The following is a 21,703-nucleotide window of genomic DNA, read 5'->3' as shown; positions in this document are numbered from 1 at the left end:
GCATAGAGTGCAAACAGAAATCAAAATCAGCTGAACTTAACCGACTTAAAGAAACGGATTTGCGCTAAAGCCACTTGTTCCATACTGTTGGCCACGATGGCAACCACACCGCCTTTTACGGGCATTAACTCCCCGTGATAACCACTTTTTTCAAACGCTTGCATAGCCGCAACTTGTTGACCTGGCATTACAATAATCGTAATGGGTTCACCACTCTCTTGAATCACTATATGCAACCCTTTTTGCCCCTCTACTTCACAGATACCCGCATAACTCATCCCTTCAACGGGCTTATTAAGCTGCGCACCTACGCTGGCAAACAGTTGTTGCATCTCTTCTTCTGAATTTGGTAGTTTTACCGCTGTCATCAAACTTGGATCTTCAGCAATATGCGCAAGAATATGCTCTACCATCGCTTCTCCAGAAATGGCTTTATGCACATGAGTGGTTTGCAACAAGCTAAACATGACCACAAAAGCGATAAGACTTGCGGCAATTCCACCTGCCCATCCCGTAAAATAGTTGGTTAACCATGCGCTAGTGGAGCGCTTTGTCGATTGATTGGAAATGGTTTCAATACTCTCTAGCTTGTCCGAATTCACCGCTAAGCGAATCTCTGGCGTTTCGACATTTGTTAACGTATTTTTACGGTTCTGTTGATAACTTTGATTCAGTAAAATTTTGGCATGTAACCCTTCAGGAATTTCAATATCGAAAACATCTGAAATTTTTTCATCAAACTCTCTTGCCTGTTGAATAGTCTGTTTTTTCTCAGGATTTTTGGCTAAAAATTGCAACATCTCTTCATCTAAGAGCTGAGGGTTTGTAAGCAGTTTTGTACGAAATGTCATGTCATTCATTTGTTTACCCCCTCGTTAGCAGGATATAAATTAAATTCGCTAATTTCGTTATTCATCATCTGTTTTAATTGCTGCCTAGCCCTAAATAATCGGGTATTGACGGTGGCCAATTTCAAATTCAATTCTTCGGCAATCTCATCACCACTAAATCCCCACATAATTTGTAAAAGAAGTGGTTCTTTATACTCATTAGGTAACTTTAAAATCATCTGATGTAGCTGCTCTTTTTCCAGTTTATGGCTTGGTTCATTACGATAATCATCGGCCACCAAGCTCTCTTCAATTTCAAGTAATTGCGGTTGATATTTTTCATAAAGGCGGGCATTTTCTCGTCTTAAAATAGTGATTAGCCAAGCCTTAGCGGCTTTTTCATCTTTTAAACTTTCGATTGATTTCCAGGCACGAGAAAAGGTCTCTTGCACTAAGTCTTCAGCCAACGGTTTTTGTTTGCATAACCAATAAGCGTAACGGTATAAATCGTTTGCATAGGCAGAAACCAACTGTTCAAAAAAACGATGTTTATTTTCCATAATGGTTTCTCATTTGAGGGTGTGGCAATGTTGATAAAACATAAAACGGATTATCTCAATGGCTTATTAACCTATAAGACCAGAAGCTATAAAAAATCTTTCAAGCAAAAGAACGGTAAATTAGCTTGTCATTTCGGCTGGTAAAATAACGGGGTGTTGGATGCCTTCAATCGTAACAACTTTTACCTTGAGGCCAAGCTCTTCCTGAATCGTTGCCACATTTAGCACTTCAGAAACCGTACCTTGCTTAACGAGTTTAGCATTATTAAGAAGCACCACTTTATCGGCAATTTGTACGGATAAATTTAAATCATGCAACACCATGACAATCCCTAAACCTTTTTTTGCCCAACTTTTAAAGTGTTTTACTAATTTTTGTTGGTGATGTAAATCCAAATTATTGGTCCACTCATCAAGCAATAACCAGCGACCTAAAAATGGCTGTTTAACGGCTTCATTAAAATAATCATTAGGCCAAATCTGCGCCAAGACTCTAGCCAGTTGTGCGCGTTTTTGTTCACCACCTGAAAGCGTTACCACATCGCGGTTAGCCAAATGCAGTACATCACAAACTTGCATTACCTTATGGGTGATCTGATTCATATCATCACGACAATTGTGTTGTTGTACCTCAACACCCAACTCAACCAACTGCTTAACAGTAAAAGAAAACACTAAGGATTGTAGCTGTGGCAACACGGCACGTTGTTGCGCAAGTTGTGAATAGCTCAGTTGGTTTAACGGTATATCTTGCCAAGTAATAACGCCACTAGATGGCATAAGCTCTTTGCTGAGTAAAGCCAGTAGCGTTGATTTACCTGCACCGTTTTTTCCCAAAATCACATTGATTTGGCTAGTATTGAATTCAGTATCAATGTTTTCAATTAAGCTTTTATTTTTTAACTGATAATCAATCTTCTGAAGTTTTATGCTTTGCAACGGATTTTCAATCATCAGCTCACCCAACCTTTACGCTGTTGCAGCAACATGATTAAAAAGAATGGGCCACCGAGCAGAGCCATCAGAAGCCCAATGGGGAGTTCAGAAGGAGCAATAAGCGTTTTGGCAACCCAATCAGCAAACACCAATAAAACCGCACCTGCAAGAGCACTTAACGGAATTAAACGCCTGTGGTCAGAACCCGTGGCTAGACGAACAATATGAGGAACAACCAAGCCAACAAAACCGATGACACCCACCGTGGCAACGGCAACTCCTACCATGAGCGCACTGCCCCACATCACTTGCCATTTAATTTTTGCAGGGTCATACCCCATATGCATACAGATATTTTCACCCAGCATAAACGCATTCAGAGGTTTAGCTAAACGCCAAAATAGCAAACTGATTATCAAGGTTAACATGGTCACAACCATCACGGCGTACCAATCCACATTGGCAAAGGAGCCCATCATCCAAAAAGTAACGCTACGTAGCTGACTATCATCAGAAACACTGATTAAAAGCTGGGTAGCCGCACCTGCAACAGCATTGATAGCCACCCCCGCTAACAACATCAAAGCAACATCTGTTTTACCAAAGCGAGTAGCAATACTATAAATAAACAGGGTTGCCAGGCCTGCACTCATAAAAGCCACAATCCCCAATTGCCAAAATTGAATCTCTTGCCAAAAAAACGAGCCCAGGACAATAACAAATACCGCCCCTAAAGCGGCGCTACTGGAAACACCTATCAGACCTGGTTCGGCTAAGGGATTACGAAACATCGCTTGTAAAACGACACCAGAAACCGCTAAGCCAGCGCCAACGACCATCACTAACAATAAACGGGGAACACGAAGCTCCCACAATACCAAAGATTGTTGTGCATTCAACCCTTGTTGAATTGAGTCCACATCAATATTCACACTCCCCGAACCAAGATGTAAAACCACCCCTATCAGTAGTGTGATTAGAAGCATCGTTAAGGTTATAGACAAGCGTGGAACTGCCGCTTTAAGAGTGACGTTACTCACTAAAAACCTCTTTTTGAGAGTTTGTTTTATTTGAGTTGCTTGTACTGGGTTTATGCGAATTCATATTCATTAAGGTAGCAACCACAGCACCATTCCAAATGACAATAAACCAGATTGAATATAACCAAAGTAAAAACAAAGGGATTGCAGCAAAAGCGCCATAAACCACAGCATAAGTTGGAAACCATTCAACATACATCGCAAAACCTGATTTTAAAAATTCAAGCTCTATCATGGCAAACAGTCCGCTAATTAAGGCCATTTTAAAAGGTACCTTAACAACAGGAACCAATTTATAGAGTGCGGTAAACCCTAACCAAGCTAATATCAGTGGCACAATTTTCATGCCCGACGTGAGCCTATCAATAAAAGGTGTGGTTTCTACAAATAACGGTAAAGCAAGTAGTGACGAACTAATCACCAAACTCAAACCTAAAAGCAAAGGCCCAAGTAAACTCACCCCTAAATATTGCAAAATATTCACCCACCACTTACGTTTTAAACGGTGAGACCATAACCCATTGAGCTTTTGATCTACTTTCCATAACAACATCAAAGTGGTAAACAGCATCACCACCAGGCCTGGCCCTTTTAAACTGGCTGCCGCTAATGAAAACTTAAACAAATACTCTTCAATAACAGGTTGAGAGTTGGGCATTAAATTACGTACAACCTGATCCATCACCAAAGCTTCAAATGAATCAAAATAACTTGAGACAGAAAACAGACCCAGCATCACCGCAAGCATGGGCACAATCCCAACCAAAGAGGTATAGGCGAGGATGGCTACCGCATCAGTACCTTGACGGTTTCTAAAGTGGATAAATACGCGCTGCCAAAAACGCCAATGAGAAACCTGCTTAATCAGTGTAAATAGGGAAACTGAATCTACCCTGTGTTGTTGTTTGACCTGATTAATAGGCTCTTTTTCGATATCTTGTTGCAAACGGTTTGCCCTCAAACACAAGTGATAATAATGAAAGATACATTGAATTAAATCTTTAAAATCATTATCGCATAAAGGTTTGTCATTCGTGAATGAATGGCAAGATTACCAGGCCTGGTAAATGGAGTCCGCGGTAATGATTGAAAGAGACCTTTGCACGAATCAATGCACGGTAAAAAATGATAAGAGATAGATTGTTTAATCAGACAAGGTTATAAACCTGCTAGACAGCCTGAATAATGCCTAATTTTTGAAATTCCATCAAAGTCTGCTGAGCAAATTTTACTAGCGTATCTTCATCAATTTCACTGCCTTGACTCACCTTAAAAAGCGCTTTTTTAGCACTTTCAGAGTTGGGTAGCTCTATTACCCATTGATATAGAAGCGGTGTTAACGCCATAAAATCAATTTTCTCAGCAGGTTCATTATCCACTTCAGAACGGTAAACCAATAAGGTTGTGACCTCTACAGGTTTTTCTGTAGGCTGATAACGCTTTGCTATTTTATGTACAGGCCATTCATAAGCCAAAGGCCAAGCCACGGGTGAGAGTTCATATTTTGCATCTAAATCAATCGTGCTTGCCTTATTTTGGCTTATAAAACCACGCTCTTCTGAGGTTGCAAGTGCTAACTCAACCCACTCATAGTGGGCTAATTCTAGAAGAAATTGGGGATCATCCTCTTGTGGATTGAATTCATTTTGCAGAAAATCCAAAAACTCTTCACCTAATTCATGAAACAGTGGCGTTTGCGATTGGTGTTTAACCATATACTCGCGAACCATCTCCGCCCACCGTGGTTCTCCAAGTACCTCTTTGCAAACGGGAAACAGTTGACTGAAAAAGCCATGTAGATTGTTAAAAAACAAGGCTTCATAAATTTTGAGCCTTCTTGTTTCGATTTCTTGTTCAGAGCCTGGTGCATAGTTGTTTTTTTCAGGGTCGCGGATATAGGCCGTGAATTGTTTTTGTAATTGTTGAAAATAGGGCAATGAATCAGGCGACATGTGATTTGCTCCATGCCTGCTGATAGGCTCTTATCTGCTCAATTTCTGCTAATAATTCTTGCAGGGGAGGGATATTAAAGTCTCGCTCTAATAGCGTAGGAATCAAGCCGTGAGTTTGATAGGTCTGTTCTAATAAATCCCACACTTGTTGTTTAACGGGTTGGCCGTGGGTATCAATTTTTAAATCTTCCGCTTCATCAAAATGCCCTGCCATATGTAGGTAAACCATTCGTTCTGACGGCATAGACTGCATATATTGTTGTGCATCATATTGATGATTGATTGAATTAACATAGGTATTGTTTACGTCAAATAACAGCTCACAATCTGCCTCGTTTAAAACCGCTGTTACAAACTCTTGTTCATTCATTTGATTGCTTGGCATGGCATAAAAAGAGACGTTCTCAATGCCTATCTTTCGCTCCAAAACATCTTGTACTTGACGAATTCTATCCGCCACATAGAACACCGCTTCTTCAGTAAACGGAATTGGCATCAAGTCATAAAGATGTCCACTATCGCCGCAATAACTCAAGTGTTCGGTATAGGCTCTAATCTCGTGCTCTGCAAAAAAACCTTTTAAGGCTTTAAGATAATCCATATCTAAAGGTTTCATGCCACCTAAATCAAGAGATAAACCGTGACAAACAAAAGGCGTTCGTTCAGTAAGCGTTCTCAATTGTCGCCCTTGTTTGCCACCAAACTGCAGCCAGTTTTCAGGGGCTATTTCCATAAAATCTACGGCTAAATCGGGTGTATCAAGCACTTCATTAAAAAAGTCCCTACGCAAACCTAAACCGACACCTTGAACAGGATAGCTTCTTAGCGTCTTCATATTAATTCCTAACAAGATACTAACAGGGGGAAAATCACCTTTTTAAAGTTACCAGGCCTGGTAACTTTAAAAACGATTCTCTATTATGCGTTACTTATGTTACAAGCATACCCACAAAGCATGCCTGTATCATTGTTTTTAAAAATTAAGAAGGTCTTCCACCACACTTACCTTCAGGTTCTTTTCCGCCACATTTGCCTTCTGGCTTTTTACCACCGCACTTACCTTCGGCTTCTTTGCCGCCACATTTACCCTCTGGCTTTTTACCACCACACTTACCTTCCGCTTCTTTGCCGCCACATTTACCCTCTGGCTTTTTACCACCACACTTACCTTCCGCTTCTTTACTTCCGCATTTCCCTTCAGCAACTTGTGAATAACCTGATGTCATTGGTTTAAAACCAAAAGGATTCTCAGATGCTGAAGCCACACCGCTCGCCCCTACCATGGCCGCTCCTGCCAATTTTAAAAAGTCTCTACGTGAATTTGTTTTCATGTCATTTCTCCAATTTTCTGATTATAGAAAGAATAATGCTTTCTATAAATATGACCTTAACAAGTTTGTTTTATTTCACGAGATAATGATTTTTTATTTCAAAATGGATAAATGGGGTAATTCTTTAGACAAAATAAAGGGCGAAAAGTCTTGTGAGATGAGCGTTTTATTATTGTAGCTAGGGAGATTTGTGTGATGACTTTATATAAAAAACGATTAAGGTTATGCAAACCGAGCAGCTAAAGCATAAAGGTATCTATATTTTGTGATTGATTATCTTTTTTGTAAATGAACCACAAAAACAGAACTCATTGCATAAAAAGTTATCTGAGGTTTAAGCCCTTACTAGAGCTTGTTCAACCTGCATGCGAACAGCTTTACCTTTTAACTGTTCAAGCAGAGCCAAAGCAAAATCCATTGCTGTTCCTGGACCACGTGAGGTAATGATTTGTCCGTCTTGAACAACAGATTGGTTGGTATATTTCATACCTGGTGCTGGAGCGATATCAATCACTCCTGGATAACTGGTTGCATTTTTATTGTCTAATAACCCAGCAGAGACTAACACTTTGGGTGCTGCACAAATGGCGGCTGAAATACCGCCGTGCTCAACGGTTGTCTGCAATATGGATAAAATGCGTTGATCATTATTCAGATGATCCGCACCTGGCAAACCACCTGGTAATACAACCATATCAAAAACGTCATCAACGATTTCTGACAGTGTTTTTTGAGCAACCAACTGCACTCCACGGCTGGCGGTAATAATCTTATTATCGTCCAAACTTGCCGTAATGACTTGCACACCACCGCGAACCAGAATATCAATAATAGTTACGGCTTCGAGTTCTTCGCACCCTTGGGCGAGAGGAACCAACACCTTATCTGACATTTTTTCACCTTCAAAAGTTTAAGTTTACTTAACCATTTGTTGAGCAAGAGCCATCGCTTTAACTAAACGTAACGCTTCATTTAATTCAAAGTCTTTATCAAGCAGTGTCTTTAATTCTGTTTCGGCTTTGCTCTTTTTATCCACTTTATCATCAGCTGATTTTTCGTCTTCAGAGTCACCATTTTCTAGGTGACCTGCCAAATCACTCTCTTTAATATTGGTTAAAGCACTTTTATCTACTTTTTCAACCTTAACGAGTTCGATGTCCACATCAGGCTTAATTCCTTCAGCCTGAATAGAACGACCTGAAGGAGTGTAGTAACGCGCCGTTGTAACCTTGATAGCCGCGCCATTATTCAATTGTAATAATGTTTGTACAGACCCCTTACCAAAACTGGTTCTACCCGCAATGATAGCGCGTTTTTGGTCTTGCAAAGCTCCCGCCACAATTTCAGAAGCGGATGCTGAACCTTCGTTGATTAATACCACAATCGGCTTACCATTCATGATGTCACCTTTTTCAGCTTCAAAACGCATTTTTGAATTCTTAATGCGCCCTTCTGTGTAGACAATCAAACCATCTTCTAAGAAGGCATCTGAAACCTGAACCGCAGCATTTAACACCCCACCTGGGTTGTTTCGTAAATCAAGTACAAGTCCTTCAAGAGGTTTACCATTCTCTTTTTCTAATGTTTCAATCGCTTTAACTAAATCAGGCCCTGTTCTAACCTGAAACTGGCTGATTCGAGCATAACCCACATTATCTTTTAGGAGACGTTGTTTTAAGCTTTTAACTTTGATAACGGCACGAGTAATTTCAATTTTAAGGGGTGCATCTTCACCTTTACGCACAATCGTCAGCATTAACTTAGTGCCTGGTTTACCACGCATGACTTTAACCGCTTCACTCAATGTTTTGCCTTTTACAGGTTCTTTACCAAGTCTAATGATTAAGTCACCTGACTGAATGCCTGCTTTTTGAGCGGGTGTATCGTCAATTGGAGAGATGACTTTTACAAAACCATCTTCCATCCCAACTTCCATCCCTAAACCACCAAATTCACCTTTAGTGTGCTCTTCCATCTCTTCAAAATCAGTTGGTGGTAAATAGGCTGAATGCGGATCTAAACTTGAAAGCATTCCACTGATCGCTCCTTCAAGCAGCTTTTTATCATCAATCGCATCAACATAGTCATGGGAAACTCTTTCAAAGACCTCTACAAAAGCACGTAGTTCTTGCAAAGGTAATGATATTTGTTCGCTTTGAACAGCAGGAAGACTCTCTTCTTTATCAGCCCAAACCGTTGTACCTACTGCAATTAAAGCTCCTAGCACTGCGCCTGAGCCGATTAACATGACTTTTTTTAGTCCCGATGTACTCACACCACTCTCCATAAATAATTGTGTTTCAGCCTCATTCAATCAAAAAATAACGAAAAAAGCGTACTCCCAAAAATAATTTGTTCATTATAAATTAACTTTAGGTGACAGATTGAAGGTATTTCATTAGAATTCAAGCTTAATAATAATATCGTTATACAGTGAAATAATAAAATGACAATCCAAGACAGCTCATATTTTGAAATGAAAGAAGATAACATCAATAAAGCTTCTAAGGCGCTTAAAGCAATGGGGCACCCATTACGTCTTAAAATATTATGTGTTATTGGTGAAAAAGAATTGCCAGTAATGGATATCGTAAAACAAGTTGGTACCACTCAAAGTAATATTTCTCAACACATCGATATTCTTCGCGAGAAAGGCATTATTACCTCTAGACGTGATGGCAGTAAGATTTTATGTAAAGTTCCTGACCACAATATCTTGATGTTAATGAATGCTATGCAACAAACGTTCTGTCCAGTTAAGTAGTCTTAGACACGAATACACATACACTGATTTAGCCAAAGGTAACGGTAATCTTAAATATAATTGTTACCTGGCTAGAACCCGAAAAACCAACGTTTTTTCGTTCTTTTTTCGTTCTTATTTAGACCATCACTTGACCAAACTCATCGGTTTAACGTGTAATTTCTGTAACATTTGATTGCCTTACTTTTTTCAACTCTTGCTCACTGTAAAACTGATAAGATCGCGCCTATTTAAATTCGTGATTGCACCACCTTGAGATATTGTACAGAAGGCTCGCAAAAGCCTCTATAAGGTCGAAATTAAAAGTTCAACAAAATCCAGCCAACCAGGTTTAGTCAGTCAGAAAACACTATGCATTATTAGATACATAAAGTATATTTTAGGTTATTATGATTTTTATTTGCTGTGAAAGCGCGCGCAGTAATCCACTAAAACGAGTAATATCAATGCCTTAAACTTTGAACTTATTCGCGCATATAACCTATGCAACATTACAAAAGTCATGGCAATCCTAACTATCGCTATTGAATACAAAAAACTAATTTAGGAACGAATGTGTAATATGCAACAAAACCTTGCTAATGCCGCCCAAAGATTTGCACAATCTGCGATCCCCTCTATTCCAGAAGAAATTATTAAGCTTAAAGAAGAGCTTAATAAGAAGTATCCAAATACCGTTACCATAGCGAATTTAATTAGCCATAATCCAGAACTACTCTGTGATTTTTTAACTCTAGTAAACACAAATATAACCAGTGAAAGAACCGAAATCACAGATGCTAAAGCCGCCGTTAACGTACTGGGTTTAGACGAACTTTATAATATATTTCTATCTAGCAGTTTAACCAAAATAATCGCTCAGACACCTGGTGAAAAAGCCATATTACAGCACGGCTCTAAAGCAGGTTTAGCTGCAGCAGAGCTATCATATTGGGTGTTTGATGTTTCGCGTTCCGAAGCCTACATGGCGGGTTTAATGCAAAATATTGGTGCCATCTACTTTTCAAAACTAGAGCCCGATAGCTATTTTGACATCTATAAATCACAACTTTCAAATCCAATCACAGGTTACGATAAAGAACTGCAAACCTACAACACAACTCATGCATTCTTAGGCACATTTATCACCAAAAAATGGCATATAAGTCAGGACATATACAAATCCATACTACTGCATCACGACAGTGACTTTGCCTCTAAGCTTGCAAATAACCCGAAGGTTCGTCACTTAGTCTCTCTAATCATGGTGGCTAACTATATCGTGAGCTCTAACGCTGATGACCAATACATTACCCAGGAATTGAAAGACTATCGAAAACTTGGTTTAGACCAATTAGATCTACCCGATAACGCATTAAAAGCAGCCTATGCAGCGGTTGCTAAATGGGGAAATTCGGTTGGCCTATCCACAGGTAGCCACTAAAAATAGTAAAAAAACAAAAAGAAGCCAAAAGATGGTGGGCCCTCCCAGACTTGAACTGGGGACCTGCCGATTATGAGTCGGATGCTCTAACCAACTGAGCTAAGGGCCCTAAATAGGGTAAATAAACTACCAGGCCTGGTAATTTAGGTGGCGCTATTATAGCGACAACAAATCAGTTTGTGAATTGTTTGCTAACAATAATTACAATATCAGGTGCAACAAAGTAAAAAGGCCACGTTTTCCATCTGGAAAACGTGGCCTTTTTTTTAAAAAAACAACCTGGATTAATCTAGGAAACTTTTTAAACGCTCTGCACGACTTGGGTGACGTAACTTACGCAGTGCTTTTGCTTCAATCTGACGGATACGCTCACGCGTTACATCAAATTGCTTACCTACTTCCTCAAGCGTGTGGTCTGTATTCATACTTAAACCAAAACGCATACGCAGTACTTTTGCTTCACGTGGCGTTAATGTACTTAGCATTTCACGCACTGTTTCGCTCATACCTTCAGAATCCGCGGCATCTTGTGGCGAGAGGATATTTGAATCTTCAATAAAATCGCCCAATGATGAATCTTCATCATCACCAATCGGAGTTTCCATAGAGATAGGTTCTTTAGCAATTTTCATTACTTTACGAATCTTATCTTCAGGCATTTCCATCTCTTCAGCTAACTCTTCAGGTGTTGGCTCACGACCCATTTTTTGAAGTAACTGACGCTGAATACGGTTCAACTTATTAATGGTTTCAATCATGTGAACAGGGATACGGATAGTACGAGCCTGGTCGGCAATTGAACGAGTGATTGCCTGACGAATCCACCAGGTGGCATAAGTTGAGAACTTGTAACCACGACGGTATTCAAACTTATCTACCGCTTTCATTAGGCCAATGTTACCTTCCTGAATTAAATCCAAGAACTGTAAACCACGGTTGGTGTATTTTTTAGCAATTGAGATAACAAGACGTAAGTTAGCTTCAATCATTTCACGCTTTGCGATACGTGCATTATTTTCAGCTTTACTTAATCCTTTATAAATCGTCTTGTATAAAGAAATTGGCATCTTTTCAGATTTCTGAATCATCGCCAAACGTTTTTGAGCACGACTGACTTCAGAACGAGCTTCTTCTAAAGCATCTGCTTGAGCTGGTGCTTTCTCTTTTAATAAATCAATTAATTCTGGATTAGTTTCAGAGCCAATAAACACTTCAAGAAACACTGAACGAGGTACTTTTACTTTACGTAAAACTAAATCGACAATTACTTTTTCTTGTTCACGAATGGCTTTAATTTTTTCTTTGATATTTTTTACGACACGGTTAGAGAAAATAGGTGTAATTTTCAATCCGCGTAAATGTTCAACTACCGCTTGGCGTTTTTTAACCGCTTTACTGTCTTCAGAGCCAAATTTGGCTTCAGCTTCTAAAGCTGCACTGCTTAATTTTTCAAGCGTTGCAAGAAATTGATCAAGCTCTTCTTGGTTAATTCCGTCTTCTTTTGGTTCATTATTATCGCTGTCTGGAGATAGCTCTTCTACAGGGACATCGATTAAATCTTCTGGACGAATAAACCCTTGAACTACATCGGCAATTTTTCCTTCGCCATCTTCCATTTTAGAAAAAGTGTCTAGGATAGAAACTGAAAAATTTGGATACATGGCAAGTGCATCCAACATATCACGAATTCCCCACTCGATACGCTTGGCGATATCAATCTCACCGTGACGAGTAAGCAGCTCTACAGAACCCATTTCACGCATATACATACGAACAGGGTCTGTTGTACGTCCAAACTCACCGTCAACTTCAGCAAGCGCGGTTAAAGCAGCTTCAGCCGCTGCATCATCAAATGCCCCACCTTCTTGGGTTAATAGCTCATCTTCATCAGGTGGAGAATCGAACAGTTTGATACCAAAATCTTTAAGAATGGTTAATACTTGTCCTAACTGATCTTCTTCGATATCATCGGGCAAAACATCATTAACATCAGCAAACGTTAGGTAACCCAGCTCCTTCGCTCGCTCAATCAAATCTATTAACTGCTGCTTTCTTTCGACTTTTGTCATGCTTTGCCTCAAATAATGTTTCTATAATTCATTTTTTCAAAAAAAATCTATCTGCTTAATAGCCACAGACAGAAAAAACAGAACCCGTAATTATACTAAAATTCTGCACCCTATGGGTAAAATTCTTCTTTTAAAATTAGCGGGTTAGCTTTTTATCGCAAACTGAACTTATTATGCCCAATTTACCTCGTTATTTACTCTTTACTAAAGCCTGGAGTTTCAACATTTCGTCGGCATTCCAACCAGACTGACCTAGTTTTTTTTCATCAAGATAGGCTGCTAAAGCCACAATATATATTTCAAACTCTGCTTGAATAAAGGCTTCGTCATCTGGAATATCTGAGCTTTTTACCAAATTTAATTCCGCTTCATAACCCGCATTAGCGACTTTATTCCATGCTGTTTCAGCATCAAAAGCATTAGATTGTAACGTTTTAATAAACCCACCTAAGGCTACATAGTCACGCTCAGAAGACTTTACAAGGTCTTGCACAAATTCTTTCGCAAAAATTTCAGCCCAAGCAGGTCTTTTTACCAATAAACGAATCATTTTCAATGGCAATGTCACAATAGTCGAAACAGAGATTTCAGAGCCTTTGGTTTGACCAGGCCTGGTAGTTTCTTTTTTAAAACCTGCAAAACCCGATTTTACATTCATCTGCTTTTCAACACGCCAGGTAGGCAAATCAACCATATTGGCAATGCCTTCCGCCAATAAAAATTGATATAGTCCATGCGCTGATTGAACATAAGGCTCTGCCATTGAAACCAACTGTTGCCGCCCTTCAATACTGTTCACTGGAAAGGAGAGCTTGCCTTGCAAACCCTGCATTAAAAACTCGGAGAGTGATAACGCATTTGATACACGTTGATTAAACCCTTCAAGCCCCTCTTTACGAACCATGGAATCAGGATCTTCACCATCAGGTAAAAATAGAAATTTCACTGACCGTTCTTTTTCCATCATAGGCAAAGCCAGCTCTAATGCTTTCCAGGCGGCTTTTAGCCCCGCAGAGTCGCCATCAAAACAAAACACGACTTCATTCACTTGTCTAAAAAGTAAATCTAAATGCTCAACAGTAGTAGCCGTTCCTAAAGTAGCTACAGCATTACGAATCCCAAACTGAGCAAGTGCCACCACATCCATATAGCCTTCAACCACAAGAATATGATCAATGCTTTGCCGAGATTGACGCATTTCATACAAGCCATACAAAGTATAACTTTTATGAAATATTGGCGTTTCAGGTGAGTTTAAATATTTTGGCTGGTCATCACCTAACACTCGGCCACCAAAAGCGATGACTCTGCCACGTCCATCTCGAATTGGAAACATGATCCGATGACGAAACCGGTCGTAATTTTTTTTATCGTCCTTCTCAACCAATAAACCCACTTCAATTAACTGTTTCTGTAGGTTTATATCTGCTTTTAAACCAGAAACCAAACTATCCCAACCTGGCGGGGCAAAACCAATCACAAATTCTTTGGCAATATCGGCACTTAAACCACGTTGCTTTAAATAGTTTTTGGCTTCATCGGATTGGGCATGATCACGCAGTTGATGACGGTAAAATTTGGCAGCAAGATGCATAACATCGTATAAATCACGCTGTTTTTGCTGTTTAATTTGTTGAGCCTTTTGCTGGGCTGGTGTTCGCTGTTCACGAGGAACTTCCATGCCATATTGAGCCGCTAAAGACTCAACCGCTTCCACAAAAGAAAGGCCGTCGTATTCCATAAGAAATTTAAGCGCATCACCACTCGCACCACAACCAAAGCAGTGGTAAAACTGTTTGCTAGGACTGACATTGAATGAGGGACTTTTTTCATCATGAAATGGGCAGCAAGCCTTGTATGAAGTACCTGCTTTTTTAAGTGGTACACGTTGATTTATAACTTGCACAACATCGGCTCGAGCCAAGAGAGACTCGATAAACGAACGGGGAATTGACCCACCTTGTTCTGCCATATTCACAACTTATCCACAGCGTGTACACACCTTTTTACACAGGCCTTAAAAGCAAAAAAACCCGTTAGTGAAACACTAACGGGTTCTATAGCAAGAGTCAGATTGTATTTAGAAACTAACCATAATAACGCAATTGTTATTAACTGAATTAGCTCAACTTAGCTTTAATTAATTTGCTGACTTGCCCCATATCTGCACGACCTTGCATCTCAGGTTTTAACAAGCCCATCACTTTACCCATGTCTTGCATGGAGCTGGCACCTGTTTTCGTCATCGCATCATCAATTAATGCATTAATTTCATCATCAGTTAGAGCTTGCGGCATGAAATCCTGAATCACGGACATCTCATAGGCTTCTTGCTCAGCTAAATCCGGACGATCGGCATCCGTAAATTGCTGATGAGAATCACGACGCTGTTTCATAGCTTTATCTAAAATCGCTAAAACACCAGCATCATCTACTGTCGTTTGATTATCAATCTCAACCTGCTTAATGGCTGCTAAAAGTGAACGTACTACTTGTAAACGTTCTTTATCTTTCGCTTTCATACAGGCTTTCATTTCAGCCGTTAGTTTTTCTTTCATTGTCTCTGACACTAACTTAAACCTTAGTACATACGAGTTGTACGACGGTTTTCACGAGATAAACGTTTTGCTAAACGCTTAACTGCTGCAGCTTTCATACGCTTTTTAGCCCATGTTGGCTTTTCATAAAACTCACGTTTACGAGTTTCAGTTAACACGCCTGCTTTTTCACAAGCACGTTTAAAACGACGTAAAGCTACGTCAAATGGTTCTGTATCTCTGATTTTTACGCTTGGCATAATTTCGACCTTAAAAATTTTTAGAATTCATTGCATCCCTCTCACGCAAGAAATGAGAAGTAGCAGAAAAGGGGGATTATAATTTTCTCACTCTCGTTTTGCAAACCTTTTTCAGATAATTTTAGAGATTATTTGTTAAAATTCAGCCACTTTGATTTAAACAGATGAGTTTTAAGATGTTAGTACTTGGAATTGAGAGTTCTTGTGATGAAACAGGCGTGGCCATTTATGACACCGATAAAGGGTTAATTACCCATACTCTTTATACTCAGATTGAACTGCATGCACAATATGGCGGTGTTGTTCCAGAACTCGCTTCTCGTGACCATATTCGTAAACTCACGCCTTTAATTATGCAAACCTTAGAAGAGTCCAATATTAACAAATCTGATTTAGATGGCATTGCCTATACATCTGGCCCAGGTTTGATGGGTGCGCTTCTTGCAGGCGCATCGGTCGCACGTAGCTTAGCCTTTGCACTCAAAATTCCTGCGGTGGGTGTTCATCATATGGAAGGCCATCTTTTAGCCCCCATGCTAGAAGAGACAAAACCCGAATTTCCATTTATCTGTTTATTAGTATCGGGCGGTCACAGTATGATCATTCGGGTAGATGGCATTGGCCAATATAAAGTGCTTGGCGATACTCTGGATGATGCCGCTGGTGAAGCCTTTGATAAGACTGCCAAGCTTCTAGACCTTGGTTACCCAGGTGGCCCAAACGTTTCTAACTTGGCCTTACAAGGCCGTGCAGACCGTTATAAATTTCCTCGACCCATGGTCGATCGACCAGGCCTGGATATGAGTTTCAGTGGTTTAAAAACCTTTACGCTTAACACCTGGAATGCTGCCGTAAAAGAAAATGATGCAACCGAGCAGACTAAAGCGGACGTTTGCCGTGCATTTGAGTTAGCGGTTGCGGACACTTTAACGATTAAATGCAAACGTGCCTTAGAACAAGAAAAACTCAATCGTTTAGTGGTTGCGGGTGGCGTGAGTGCTAACCGAGAAATTCGCAGTAAATTAGATGCTTTAATGCATAAACGCAAAGGCGAAGTTTTTTACCCAAGACTGGAGTTTTGTACCGACAATGGAGCAATGATCGCCTATGCAGGCGCACAGCGTTTATTAGCAGGACAAACCAGCGACTTAAGCTTTGCCACTACCCCTCGCTGGTCTTTAGAAGATTTACCAAAGATTTAAACTTACCAGGCCTGGTAAAAGATTCACCACGAAGACACAAAGACACGAAGATTTTAATGGTTTTGTCATTGTGAGCTGAAGAACTCCTTTTAAGACGACCCGCAGGATATGTGCAACGAATACTCCATGTCAACGCCTAAACCACAGTACTCTGCCGTGAACCAAAGATTGTCACGCCTCCAGATCGCAATGATACAACCCACCATCATTTTCTAGCTTGACTTGGTAATCTCTTCTTGCCTTATTAAACACCTCTGTCTAGGCCAGAGGATGACGTTCGATGTTTTGGATAGGGTTGTTTTTAGCCTTACCAGGCCTGGTAGGTTTACCAGTAAATAGTATTATTTTGATTTAGAGTCTTGGTCTTTTGGCGTTTTAATCAGGCTCTCTTCACCATTTAATAAACGCTGAATATTGCCTCTATGACGCCAGAATAAAATCAATGTCATCACCGAAGTTACCCACACCCACTCTACCAGGCCTGTTAAAAACCAAATATAAATAGGCGCTAAAATGGTCGCAATTAACGCTGAAAGCGAAGATATTTTTAGAACCTTTGCTACAAACAACCAGGTACCTGCCACAGCTAAACCAATTGGCAGTGACAAACCAAACATCACCCCCAACATAGTCGCAACACCTTTACCGCCTTTAAACTGAAAAAACACAGGATAGAGATGTCCAATAAACGCCGCAAAACCAACTAAGATAATCATTAAATTAGATAAACCCAATCCGTGCGCAACAACCACTGGCAACAACCCCTTGAGCATATCGCCAAATAAAGTGATCGCGGCTGCCTTTTTGCCTTTTTCGCCACCAATACGTAATACATTAGTCGCTCCAGGATTTCCAGAACCGCCTTCCCGCGGGTCGGGCAAAGCCATTAGCTTACATACAATAATTGCGGTAGATATTGAGCCTAACAAATACGCTGCAACAATGATTAAAACACTTTCAAATCCCATTTAATTCCTTTTTACCTCGCCTTTATACCCTCTTGAGGGCTGTGGTTCTTTAAAGAGAGCTTTGCCCAATGGGCTACAAATAATTGCATGATTTTACTAGAAGTAGATAATGTTCATACAAATATTGCTCATTCAAATAATTAGTGGAACCAATAAATAATGCTTACAGACAACAACCTAGTCACGACTCAAAATATGGATACAATTTTTATCGATGGCTTAAAAACACAAGCCATTATAGGTATTTACGACTGGGAGAGAGAGAACCGTCAACCACTGATATTTGATATTGATATGCTACTGCCTATCGCGCAGGCGGCTCAATCTGATGATATTAACGATACGGTGAATTACAAACAGGTCTCTGACGAGGTCATTGCACTGGTTGAAGCGAGTCGGTATGAATTATTAGAGACCTTGTGTGAAGCCATTTGCCAACACATCCTTACGCATCACAACGCTGTAAAAGTGATTAATCTTAAAGTAAGCAAACCCATGGCTGTCGCCGAGACCAATACCGTAGGGCTAAAAATAACCCGCGCTAGAACCAACTAAAAACGCTTGAATCGCCCACCTTCAATCGCCCACTAAAAAACAAGATTTAAGAATATAGCTCTTTTTGTTCTTGGGCGGCAATTTTAATCAGCGGCACAATTTGTTCCATATACAAGCAAGCGTGTTGTTCAGTAATTTTATTCATCACCTTAAAATCCTCTTCAAATTGACGACGATTCTGCTTAGACAGGTTTCTACAAATCTTTTGATACAGCGCATCCCCTTCGGCTAGACGTGCAATTGTGACCAACTGCTCTGGTGTCACTTTGGGGGCAAACTTCTGTACAATTCGATCATCAACACCAATCATTTTTGAGGCTAAAGCCTTATACGCCTCTAATTTACGTTTAATGCCTTCATCATCAATCGCATTACTTTGATTAAGACGCTGGTCAATCACTTGCTGTAATGCATCAACCACCTCTGATGGCAAGGTGAATGTAACAGGGCCAATATCCAATTGGCATTCACCTGTTTTAGTGCGACTCGCTGCAATTTCCATCTTTGCTACCTTTTACCCTATATTATTTTTTTACACACACTAGATATAGCGTGTATTATCAGAAGAAAATTCAATTTGCCCACTGGCTTCAAGTTCAAATGTTTTTTCAACAATTCGACGTATTGCCTCTTTTGCAGCGGCTTCGGAAGGTATCGCTGCAGTAACCAAATCTTGCTCAATTTGTTTGGCCAAAATACCGCCAATATTCGCCATCACAAAATCATTTAAGACCTCATCACTGGCTAATAACATCATAATCAAAATGTCTTTTGAGTCCAAAGCGCGCAGTAATTTCTGCATATCCAAAGCTTTTAGCTGCTTAATACGCAACCCCAATTTTATGTAGCTCTTCAAGGTTGAGTGTTCAGCACCATGCTCAAGCGCCAATAAATGCTCTAGGGTAATATTTAAAAGCGCAACGGAGAATCGATCCATTTTCACCGCTCCACAACCAATGTGAACCAGCCACTCATTTTCTTGTAATTTTTTAATACCGACTTTCATTCTCTATCTCGCCAACCATTGGGAACACTATTTGCCAACTTTACCAAAACTTCATTTCATAAAGCAAACTTCTTTCCAAGCCTGCTAAACCACAAAACGTTCTAATTAAAACCACCCTAATTTTAAGCTTATTTTTAGGCTTATTGACTCTATTATCTAGCTGTTAAGTACGCTTTATTGCATAATATCACATACTTTAACAAACGCCTCTTGAAGCTCAATGAAATCAACCAATAGCCATAAATCAAATAGAAATCACAATACAAAATCCCTTCCCGAACCAACAGAAGAAGCGATTGCTCATAGCCAACAACTTTCGCGGAACATCCAAAAGTATTTAGGTAGACACAAAAATCTAGCTTTTTCTAAATACATGGAAATGGCTTTATACACCCCACAACTCGGCTATTACGCTGGTGGACTACCAAAAATAGGTAAAACAGGCGACTTTATTACAGCACCAGAAGTCTCTTCAATATTTTCACGCTGTTTAGCTCGCCAAGCCGCACAGGTTTTAGCTCAGCTTGATGAACCCAATTTAATCGAGTTTGGTGCTGGTCAAGGCACAATGGCAAAAGACATTTTGTTAGAGCTTAACAGTTTGCAACAGCCTATAAACCGTTACTACATTGTGGAAATCAGTGCCGATTTACGTGATCGACAAAAACAGATGTTTGAAAAACACCTGCCTGAGGAGCTTATTAATAAGGTAGTTTGGTTAGACTCTCTACCAAAAACGCCTATTAACGCCGTTATTTTAGCTAATGAAGTCCTTGATGCTATGCCTTTTGAACGCATCCGCATTGAACCCAACCAAGCGTTACAAGGTTATGTACGCTTTAATGAAAAAAGCCAACAATTTGATTGGGACTACCAAACCATCACGGATTCAGGACTGCAAAAATTTGCCAACCAACTGATTAAACACATCGGAAAAGTCTCAGACTTAGGCTATGAAACCGAGATTAATCTTAATTTAAACCCTTGGCTCAAAAGCCTAAGTGATATTTTAAGCGCTGGGGCTGTCTTTTTAATTGATTACGGCTACAGTAGACAAGAGTACTATCAACCCGCTCGAGTTATGGGCACTTTACGCTGCCACTACCAACACCGCGCTCATCAAAACCCGTTTTTTTACCCAGGCCTGCAAGATATTACGGCGCACGTTGATTTTACCGCCGTGGCAGAAGAGGCCTTTGATAGTGGATTTAAGATTGCAGGTTTTACCACTCAGGCCAATTTTTTAATGGGAAGCGGTCTTTTAGAGATGTCTTTCAATGCCGATGCCGACATCACTCAACAAATACAAGTTGCCCAACAGATTAAGACTCTAACCCTACCCGATGAAATGGGTGAAACCTTTAAAGTGATCGGGTTAACCAAAAATTTTGAACAGCCTCTAATAGGGTTTAGTGTTCGTGATTTACGTCATCAACTCTAAACCAGCAAATTAAATAAACGACACACAGGACTTAATAAATGGATATTTTTCAGGCGGCTATACTTGGTATTATTGAAGGTCTAACCGAGTTCTTACCCATATCTTCAACAGGCCACCTTATTGTGGTGAGTGAATGGTTAGGTCTTGAGCAAACCAAGCAGAACATGGCGTTTGAAGTCATTATTCAAGTGGCCGCCATCCTAGCGATATTCTCTCACTACAGCTCAAAATTCAGTTTAGAACATATACGTTTATGGATTAATGTAGTTATCGCATTCATTCCCATTGCAGCCATCGGTTTTTTATTTCACCATCAAATCAAAGAATTCTTTACCTTAAACGTCGTTGCCTGGATGTTTATTATTGGCGGCCTGATATTTTTAGTTATGGAAAAACTCTATAATGAAGGGACCCACCGTACTCGTGATATTGATGATTTAAGTATCACCCAGGCCTTCTGGATTGGTATTGTGCAGATATTTGCCCTTATCCCAGGTACTAGCCGCGCTGGCGCTTCTATTGTGGGTGGTGTCATGGTCGGTCTAGACAGAAAAACCTCAGCAGAGTTTTCATTCTTATTAGCCCTACCAGTTTTGGCTGCCGCATCTGGGCTTGATTTACTTAAAAACTATTCAGAATTTGCAAACTCCTCTTGGCTACCGCTTTTGGTTGGTTTTGTAATGGCGTATATTGTGGCTTACTTAACCATGAGTTTATTCCTACGGTTTTTAGACAAATTCACCTTTAACGCCTTCGGCATTTACCGTATTGTTTTTGGTGTTGTTCTACTCATTTGGTTTGTTTAGCTCCCTATAAAAATGCTAAGGTG

The 21,703-nt window shown here is 40.0% G+C and carries 23 protein-coding genes and 1 tRNA gene; 6 read left to right on the top strand and 18 right to left on the bottom strand.

The window, feature by feature from the left end; genetic code table 11:
* Positions 1 to 26: 26 nt before the first annotated feature.
* From A379_RS09560 to A379_RS09510, 10 genes are all read right to left on the bottom strand, one after another.
* The gene (locus tag A379_RS09560; protein WP_040727747.1) at positions 27 to 860 is read right to left on the bottom strand and encodes a DUF3379 family protein; all 834 of its coding nucleotides are present in this window, start codon (positions 858 to 860) and stop codon (positions 27 to 29) included.
* Entirely contained in the window at positions 857 to 1,390 is a 534-nt protein-coding gene (locus A379_RS09555; protein ID WP_040727746.1) for a sigma-70 family RNA polymerase sigma factor, read from the bottom strand. The genes A379_RS09560 and A379_RS09555 overlap by 4 nt, the downstream gene beginning before the upstream one ends.
* Before the next feature lie 120 nt (positions 1,391 to 1,510).
* Positions 1,511 to 2,344, bottom strand: coding sequence for an ATP-binding cassette domain-containing protein (locus A379_RS09550; RefSeq protein WP_051145144.1), 834 nt, complete (start codon positions 2,342 to 2,344; stop codon positions 1,511 to 1,513).
* A complete protein-coding gene (locus A379_RS09545; protein ID WP_040727744.1) occupies positions 2,344 to 3,366 on the bottom strand; it encodes an iron ABC transporter permease in 1,023 nt (340 codons plus the stop codon). The genes A379_RS09550 and A379_RS09545 overlap by 1 nt, the downstream gene beginning before the upstream one ends.
* Complete coding sequence (locus A379_RS09540; protein WP_051145143.1) at positions 3,359 to 4,312, bottom strand: YihY/virulence factor BrkB family protein; 954 nt, start codon at positions 4,310 to 4,312, stop codon at positions 3,359 to 3,361. The genes A379_RS09545 and A379_RS09540 overlap by 8 nt, the downstream gene beginning before the upstream one ends.
* A gap of 223 nt (positions 4,313 to 4,535) precedes the next feature.
* On the bottom strand, positions 4,536 to 5,318 hold the full coding sequence (locus A379_RS09535) for a DUF2063 domain-containing protein (protein ID WP_051145142.1): 783 nt from the start codon (positions 5,316 to 5,318) through the stop codon (positions 4,536 to 4,538).
* Positions 5,308 to 6,153, bottom strand: a complete 846-nt coding sequence (locus tag A379_RS09530) for a DUF692 domain-containing protein (protein ID WP_040727742.1) — start codon at positions 6,151 to 6,153, stop codon at positions 5,308 to 5,310. The genes A379_RS09535 and A379_RS09530 overlap by 11 nt, the downstream gene beginning before the upstream one ends.
* A 145-nt stretch (positions 6,154 to 6,298) precedes the next feature.
* Positions 6,299 to 6,649 carry a twin-arginine translocation signal domain-containing protein gene (locus A379_RS09525; RefSeq protein ID WP_051145141.1) on the bottom strand — a complete coding sequence of 117 codons (351 nt, stop codon included), beginning with the start codon at positions 6,647 to 6,649 and terminating at the stop codon, positions 6,299 to 6,301.
* A 334-nt stretch (positions 6,650 to 6,983) separates the two neighbouring features.
* On the bottom strand, positions 6,984 to 7,541 hold the full coding sequence (locus tag A379_RS09515; protein ID WP_040727740.1) for a DJ-1 family glyoxalase III: 558 nt from the start codon (positions 7,539 to 7,541) through the stop codon (positions 6,984 to 6,986).
* 24 nt (positions 7,542 to 7,565) lie between these two features.
* Entirely contained in the window at positions 7,566 to 8,897 is a 1,332-nt protein-coding gene (locus A379_RS09510) for a S41 family peptidase (RefSeq protein WP_040727739.1), read from the bottom strand.
* A 198-nt stretch (positions 8,898 to 9,095) separates the two neighbouring features.
* Between A379_RS09510 and A379_RS09505 the strand changes: the two genes are divergently transcribed.
* Both A379_RS09505 and A379_RS09500 read left to right on the top strand, forming a co-directional pair.
* Positions 9,096 to 9,413, top strand: a complete 318-nt coding sequence (locus A379_RS09505) for a helix-turn-helix transcriptional regulator (RefSeq protein ID WP_051145140.1) — start codon at positions 9,096 to 9,098, stop codon at positions 9,411 to 9,413.
* Positions 9,414 to 9,975: 562 nt separating this feature from the next.
* A complete protein-coding gene (locus A379_RS09500; RefSeq protein ID WP_040727737.1) occupies positions 9,976 to 10,836 on the top strand; it encodes an HDOD domain-containing protein in 861 nt (286 codons plus the stop codon).
* 32 nt (positions 10,837 to 10,868) lie between these two features.
* Here A379_RS09500 and A379_RS09495 read toward each other — a convergent pair.
* The 5 genes from A379_RS09495 to rpsU form a co-directional block, all read right to left on the bottom strand.
* Positions 10,869 to 10,945, bottom strand: a tRNA-Ile gene (locus tag A379_RS09495).
* Positions 10,946 to 11,120: 175 nt separating this feature from the next.
* A complete protein-coding gene (gene rpoD, locus A379_RS09490; protein ID WP_040727735.1) occupies positions 11,121 to 12,905 on the bottom strand; it encodes an RNA polymerase sigma factor RpoD in 1,785 nt (594 codons plus the stop codon).
* Between the two features lie 190 nt (positions 12,906 to 13,095).
* Entirely contained in the window at positions 13,096 to 14,877 is a 1,782-nt protein-coding gene (gene dnaG / locus A379_RS09485; RefSeq protein WP_040727733.1) for a DNA primase, read from the bottom strand.
* A gap of 148 nt (positions 14,878 to 15,025) precedes the next feature.
* Complete coding sequence (locus A379_RS09480; RefSeq protein WP_106381697.1) at positions 15,026 to 15,475, bottom strand: GatB/YqeY domain-containing protein; 450 nt, start codon at positions 15,473 to 15,475, stop codon at positions 15,026 to 15,028.
* A gap of 11 nt (positions 15,476 to 15,486) precedes the next feature.
* Entirely contained in the window at positions 15,487 to 15,702 is a 216-nt protein-coding gene (gene rpsU, locus A379_RS09475) for a 30S ribosomal protein S21 (RefSeq protein ID WP_040727729.1), read from the bottom strand.
* A gap of 176 nt (positions 15,703 to 15,878) precedes the next feature.
* Between rpsU and tsaD the strand changes: the two genes are divergently transcribed.
* Positions 15,879 to 16,904, top strand: a complete 1,026-nt coding sequence (gene tsaD / locus A379_RS09470; RefSeq protein ID WP_040727727.1) for a tRNA (adenosine(37)-N6)-threonylcarbamoyltransferase complex transferase subunit TsaD — start codon at positions 15,879 to 15,881, stop codon at positions 16,902 to 16,904.
* Positions 16,905 to 17,245: 341 nt separating this feature from the next.
* On the opposite strand, the gene plsY is transcribed toward tsaD, so the two are convergent.
* Complete coding sequence (gene plsY, locus A379_RS09465) at positions 17,246 to 17,872, bottom strand: glycerol-3-phosphate 1-O-acyltransferase PlsY (protein WP_040727726.1); 627 nt, start codon at positions 17,870 to 17,872, stop codon at positions 17,246 to 17,248.
* 159 nt (positions 17,873 to 18,031) lie between these two features.
* Between plsY and folB the strand changes: the two genes are divergently transcribed.
* Positions 18,032 to 18,427, top strand: coding sequence for a dihydroneopterin aldolase (folB, locus tag A379_RS09460; protein ID WP_232744837.1), 396 nt, complete (start codon positions 18,032 to 18,034; stop codon positions 18,425 to 18,427).
* A 46-nt stretch (positions 18,428 to 18,473) separates the two neighbouring features.
* Here folB and A379_RS09455 read toward each other — a convergent pair whose 3' ends face one another.
* Together A379_RS09455 and A379_RS09450 are read right to left on the bottom strand one after the other, a co-directional pair.
* Positions 18,474 to 18,929, bottom strand: coding sequence for a FliG C-terminal domain-containing protein (locus tag A379_RS09455; RefSeq protein ID WP_040727725.1), 456 nt, complete (start codon positions 18,927 to 18,929; stop codon positions 18,474 to 18,476).
* Between the two features lie 39 nt (positions 18,930 to 18,968).
* Entirely contained in the window at positions 18,969 to 19,433 is a 465-nt protein-coding gene (locus A379_RS09450) for a FliG C-terminal domain-containing protein (RefSeq protein ID WP_040727723.1), read from the bottom strand.
* 220 nt (positions 19,434 to 19,653) lie between these two features.
* Between A379_RS09450 and A379_RS09445 the strand changes: the two genes are divergently transcribed.
* Both A379_RS09445 and A379_RS09440 read left to right on the top strand, forming a co-directional pair.
* Positions 19,654 to 20,874: a class I SAM-dependent methyltransferase gene (locus A379_RS09445; RefSeq protein WP_040727722.1), complete on the top strand. Its 1,221-nt coding sequence runs from the start codon at positions 19,654 to 19,656 to the stop codon at positions 20,872 to 20,874.
* 38 nt (positions 20,875 to 20,912) lie between these two features.
* Entirely contained in the window at positions 20,913 to 21,680 is a 768-nt protein-coding gene (locus A379_RS09440) for an undecaprenyl-diphosphate phosphatase (RefSeq protein WP_040727721.1), read from the top strand.
* Positions 21,681 to 21,703 lie beyond the last annotated feature (23 nt).

It is taken from the genome of Thiomicrorhabdus sp. Kp2, assembly GCF_000478585.1.
GTDB lineage: Bacteria > Pseudomonadota > Gammaproteobacteria > Thiomicrospirales > Thiomicrospiraceae > Thiomicrorhabdus.
Note: the sequence above shows the minus strand (reverse complement) of the source record. Positions and strands in the feature narration are given on the sequence as shown.

Excerpts from the sequence above, each read along its gene's own strand:
- A379_RS09510 (WP_040727739.1), bottom strand. The coding sequence starts at position 8,897 with ATGTTAATCGGCTCAGGCGCAGTGCTAGGAGCTTTAATTGCAGTAGGT.
- A379_RS09530 (WP_040727742.1), bottom strand. The coding sequence starts at position 6,153 with ATGAAGACGCTAAGAAGCTATCCTGTTCAAGGTGTCGGTTTAGGTTTG.
- A379_RS09525 (WP_051145141.1), bottom strand. The coding sequence starts at position 6,649 with ATGAAAACAAATTCACGTAGAGACTTTTTAAAATTGGCAGGAGCGGCC.
- A379_RS09505 (WP_051145140.1), top strand. The coding sequence starts at position 9,096 with ATGACAATCCAAGACAGCTCATATTTTGAAATGAAAGAAGATAACATC.
- dnaG (WP_040727733.1), bottom strand. The coding sequence starts at position 14,877 with ATGGCAGAACAAGGTGGGTCAATTCCCCGTTCGTTTATCGAGTCTCTC.
- A379_RS09500 (WP_040727737.1), top strand. The coding sequence starts at position 9,976 with ATGCAACAAAACCTTGCTAATGCCGCCCAAAGATTTGCACAATCTGCG.
- A379_RS09535 (WP_051145142.1), bottom strand. The coding sequence starts at position 5,318 with ATGTCGCCTGATTCATTGCCCTATTTTCAACAATTACAAAAACAATTC.
- A379_RS09440 (WP_040727721.1), top strand. The coding sequence starts at position 20,913 with ATGGATATTTTTCAGGCGGCTATACTTGGTATTATTGAAGGTCTAACC.
- A379_RS09450 (WP_040727723.1), bottom strand. The coding sequence starts at position 19,433 with ATGAAAGTCGGTATTAAAAAATTACAAGAAAATGAGTGGCTGGTTCAC.
- tsaD (WP_040727727.1), top strand. The coding sequence starts at position 15,879 with ATGTTAGTACTTGGAATTGAGAGTTCTTGTGATGAAACAGGCGTGGCC.
- rpsU (WP_040727729.1), bottom strand. The coding sequence starts at position 15,702 with ATGCCAAGCGTAAAAATCAGAGATACAGAACCATTTGACGTAGCTTTA.
- plsY (WP_040727726.1), bottom strand. The coding sequence starts at position 17,872 with ATGGGATTTGAAAGTGTTTTAATCATTGTTGCAGCGTATTTGTTAGGC.
- folB (WP_232744837.1), top strand. The coding sequence starts at position 18,032 with ATGCTTACAGACAACAACCTAGTCACGACTCAAAATATGGATACAATT.
- A379_RS09560 (WP_040727747.1), bottom strand. The coding sequence starts at position 860 with ATGAATGACATGACATTTCGTACAAAACTGCTTACAAACCCTCAGCTC.
- A379_RS09550 (WP_051145144.1), bottom strand. The coding sequence starts at position 2,344 with ATGATTGAAAATCCGTTGCAAAGCATAAAACTTCAGAAGATTGATTAT.
- A379_RS09515 (WP_040727740.1), bottom strand. The coding sequence starts at position 7,541 with ATGTCAGATAAGGTGTTGGTTCCTCTCGCCCAAGGGTGCGAAGAACTC.
- A379_RS09455 (WP_040727725.1), bottom strand. The coding sequence starts at position 18,929 with ATGGAAATTGCAGCGAGTCGCACTAAAACAGGTGAATGCCAATTGGAT.
- rpoD (WP_040727735.1), bottom strand. The coding sequence starts at position 12,905 with ATGACAAAAGTCGAAAGAAAGCAGCAGTTAATAGATTTGATTGAGCGA.
- A379_RS09445 (WP_040727722.1), top strand. The coding sequence starts at position 19,654 with ATGAAATCAACCAATAGCCATAAATCAAATAGAAATCACAATACAAAA.
- A379_RS09555 (WP_040727746.1), bottom strand. The coding sequence starts at position 1,390 with ATGGAAAATAAACATCGTTTTTTTGAACAGTTGGTTTCTGCCTATGCA.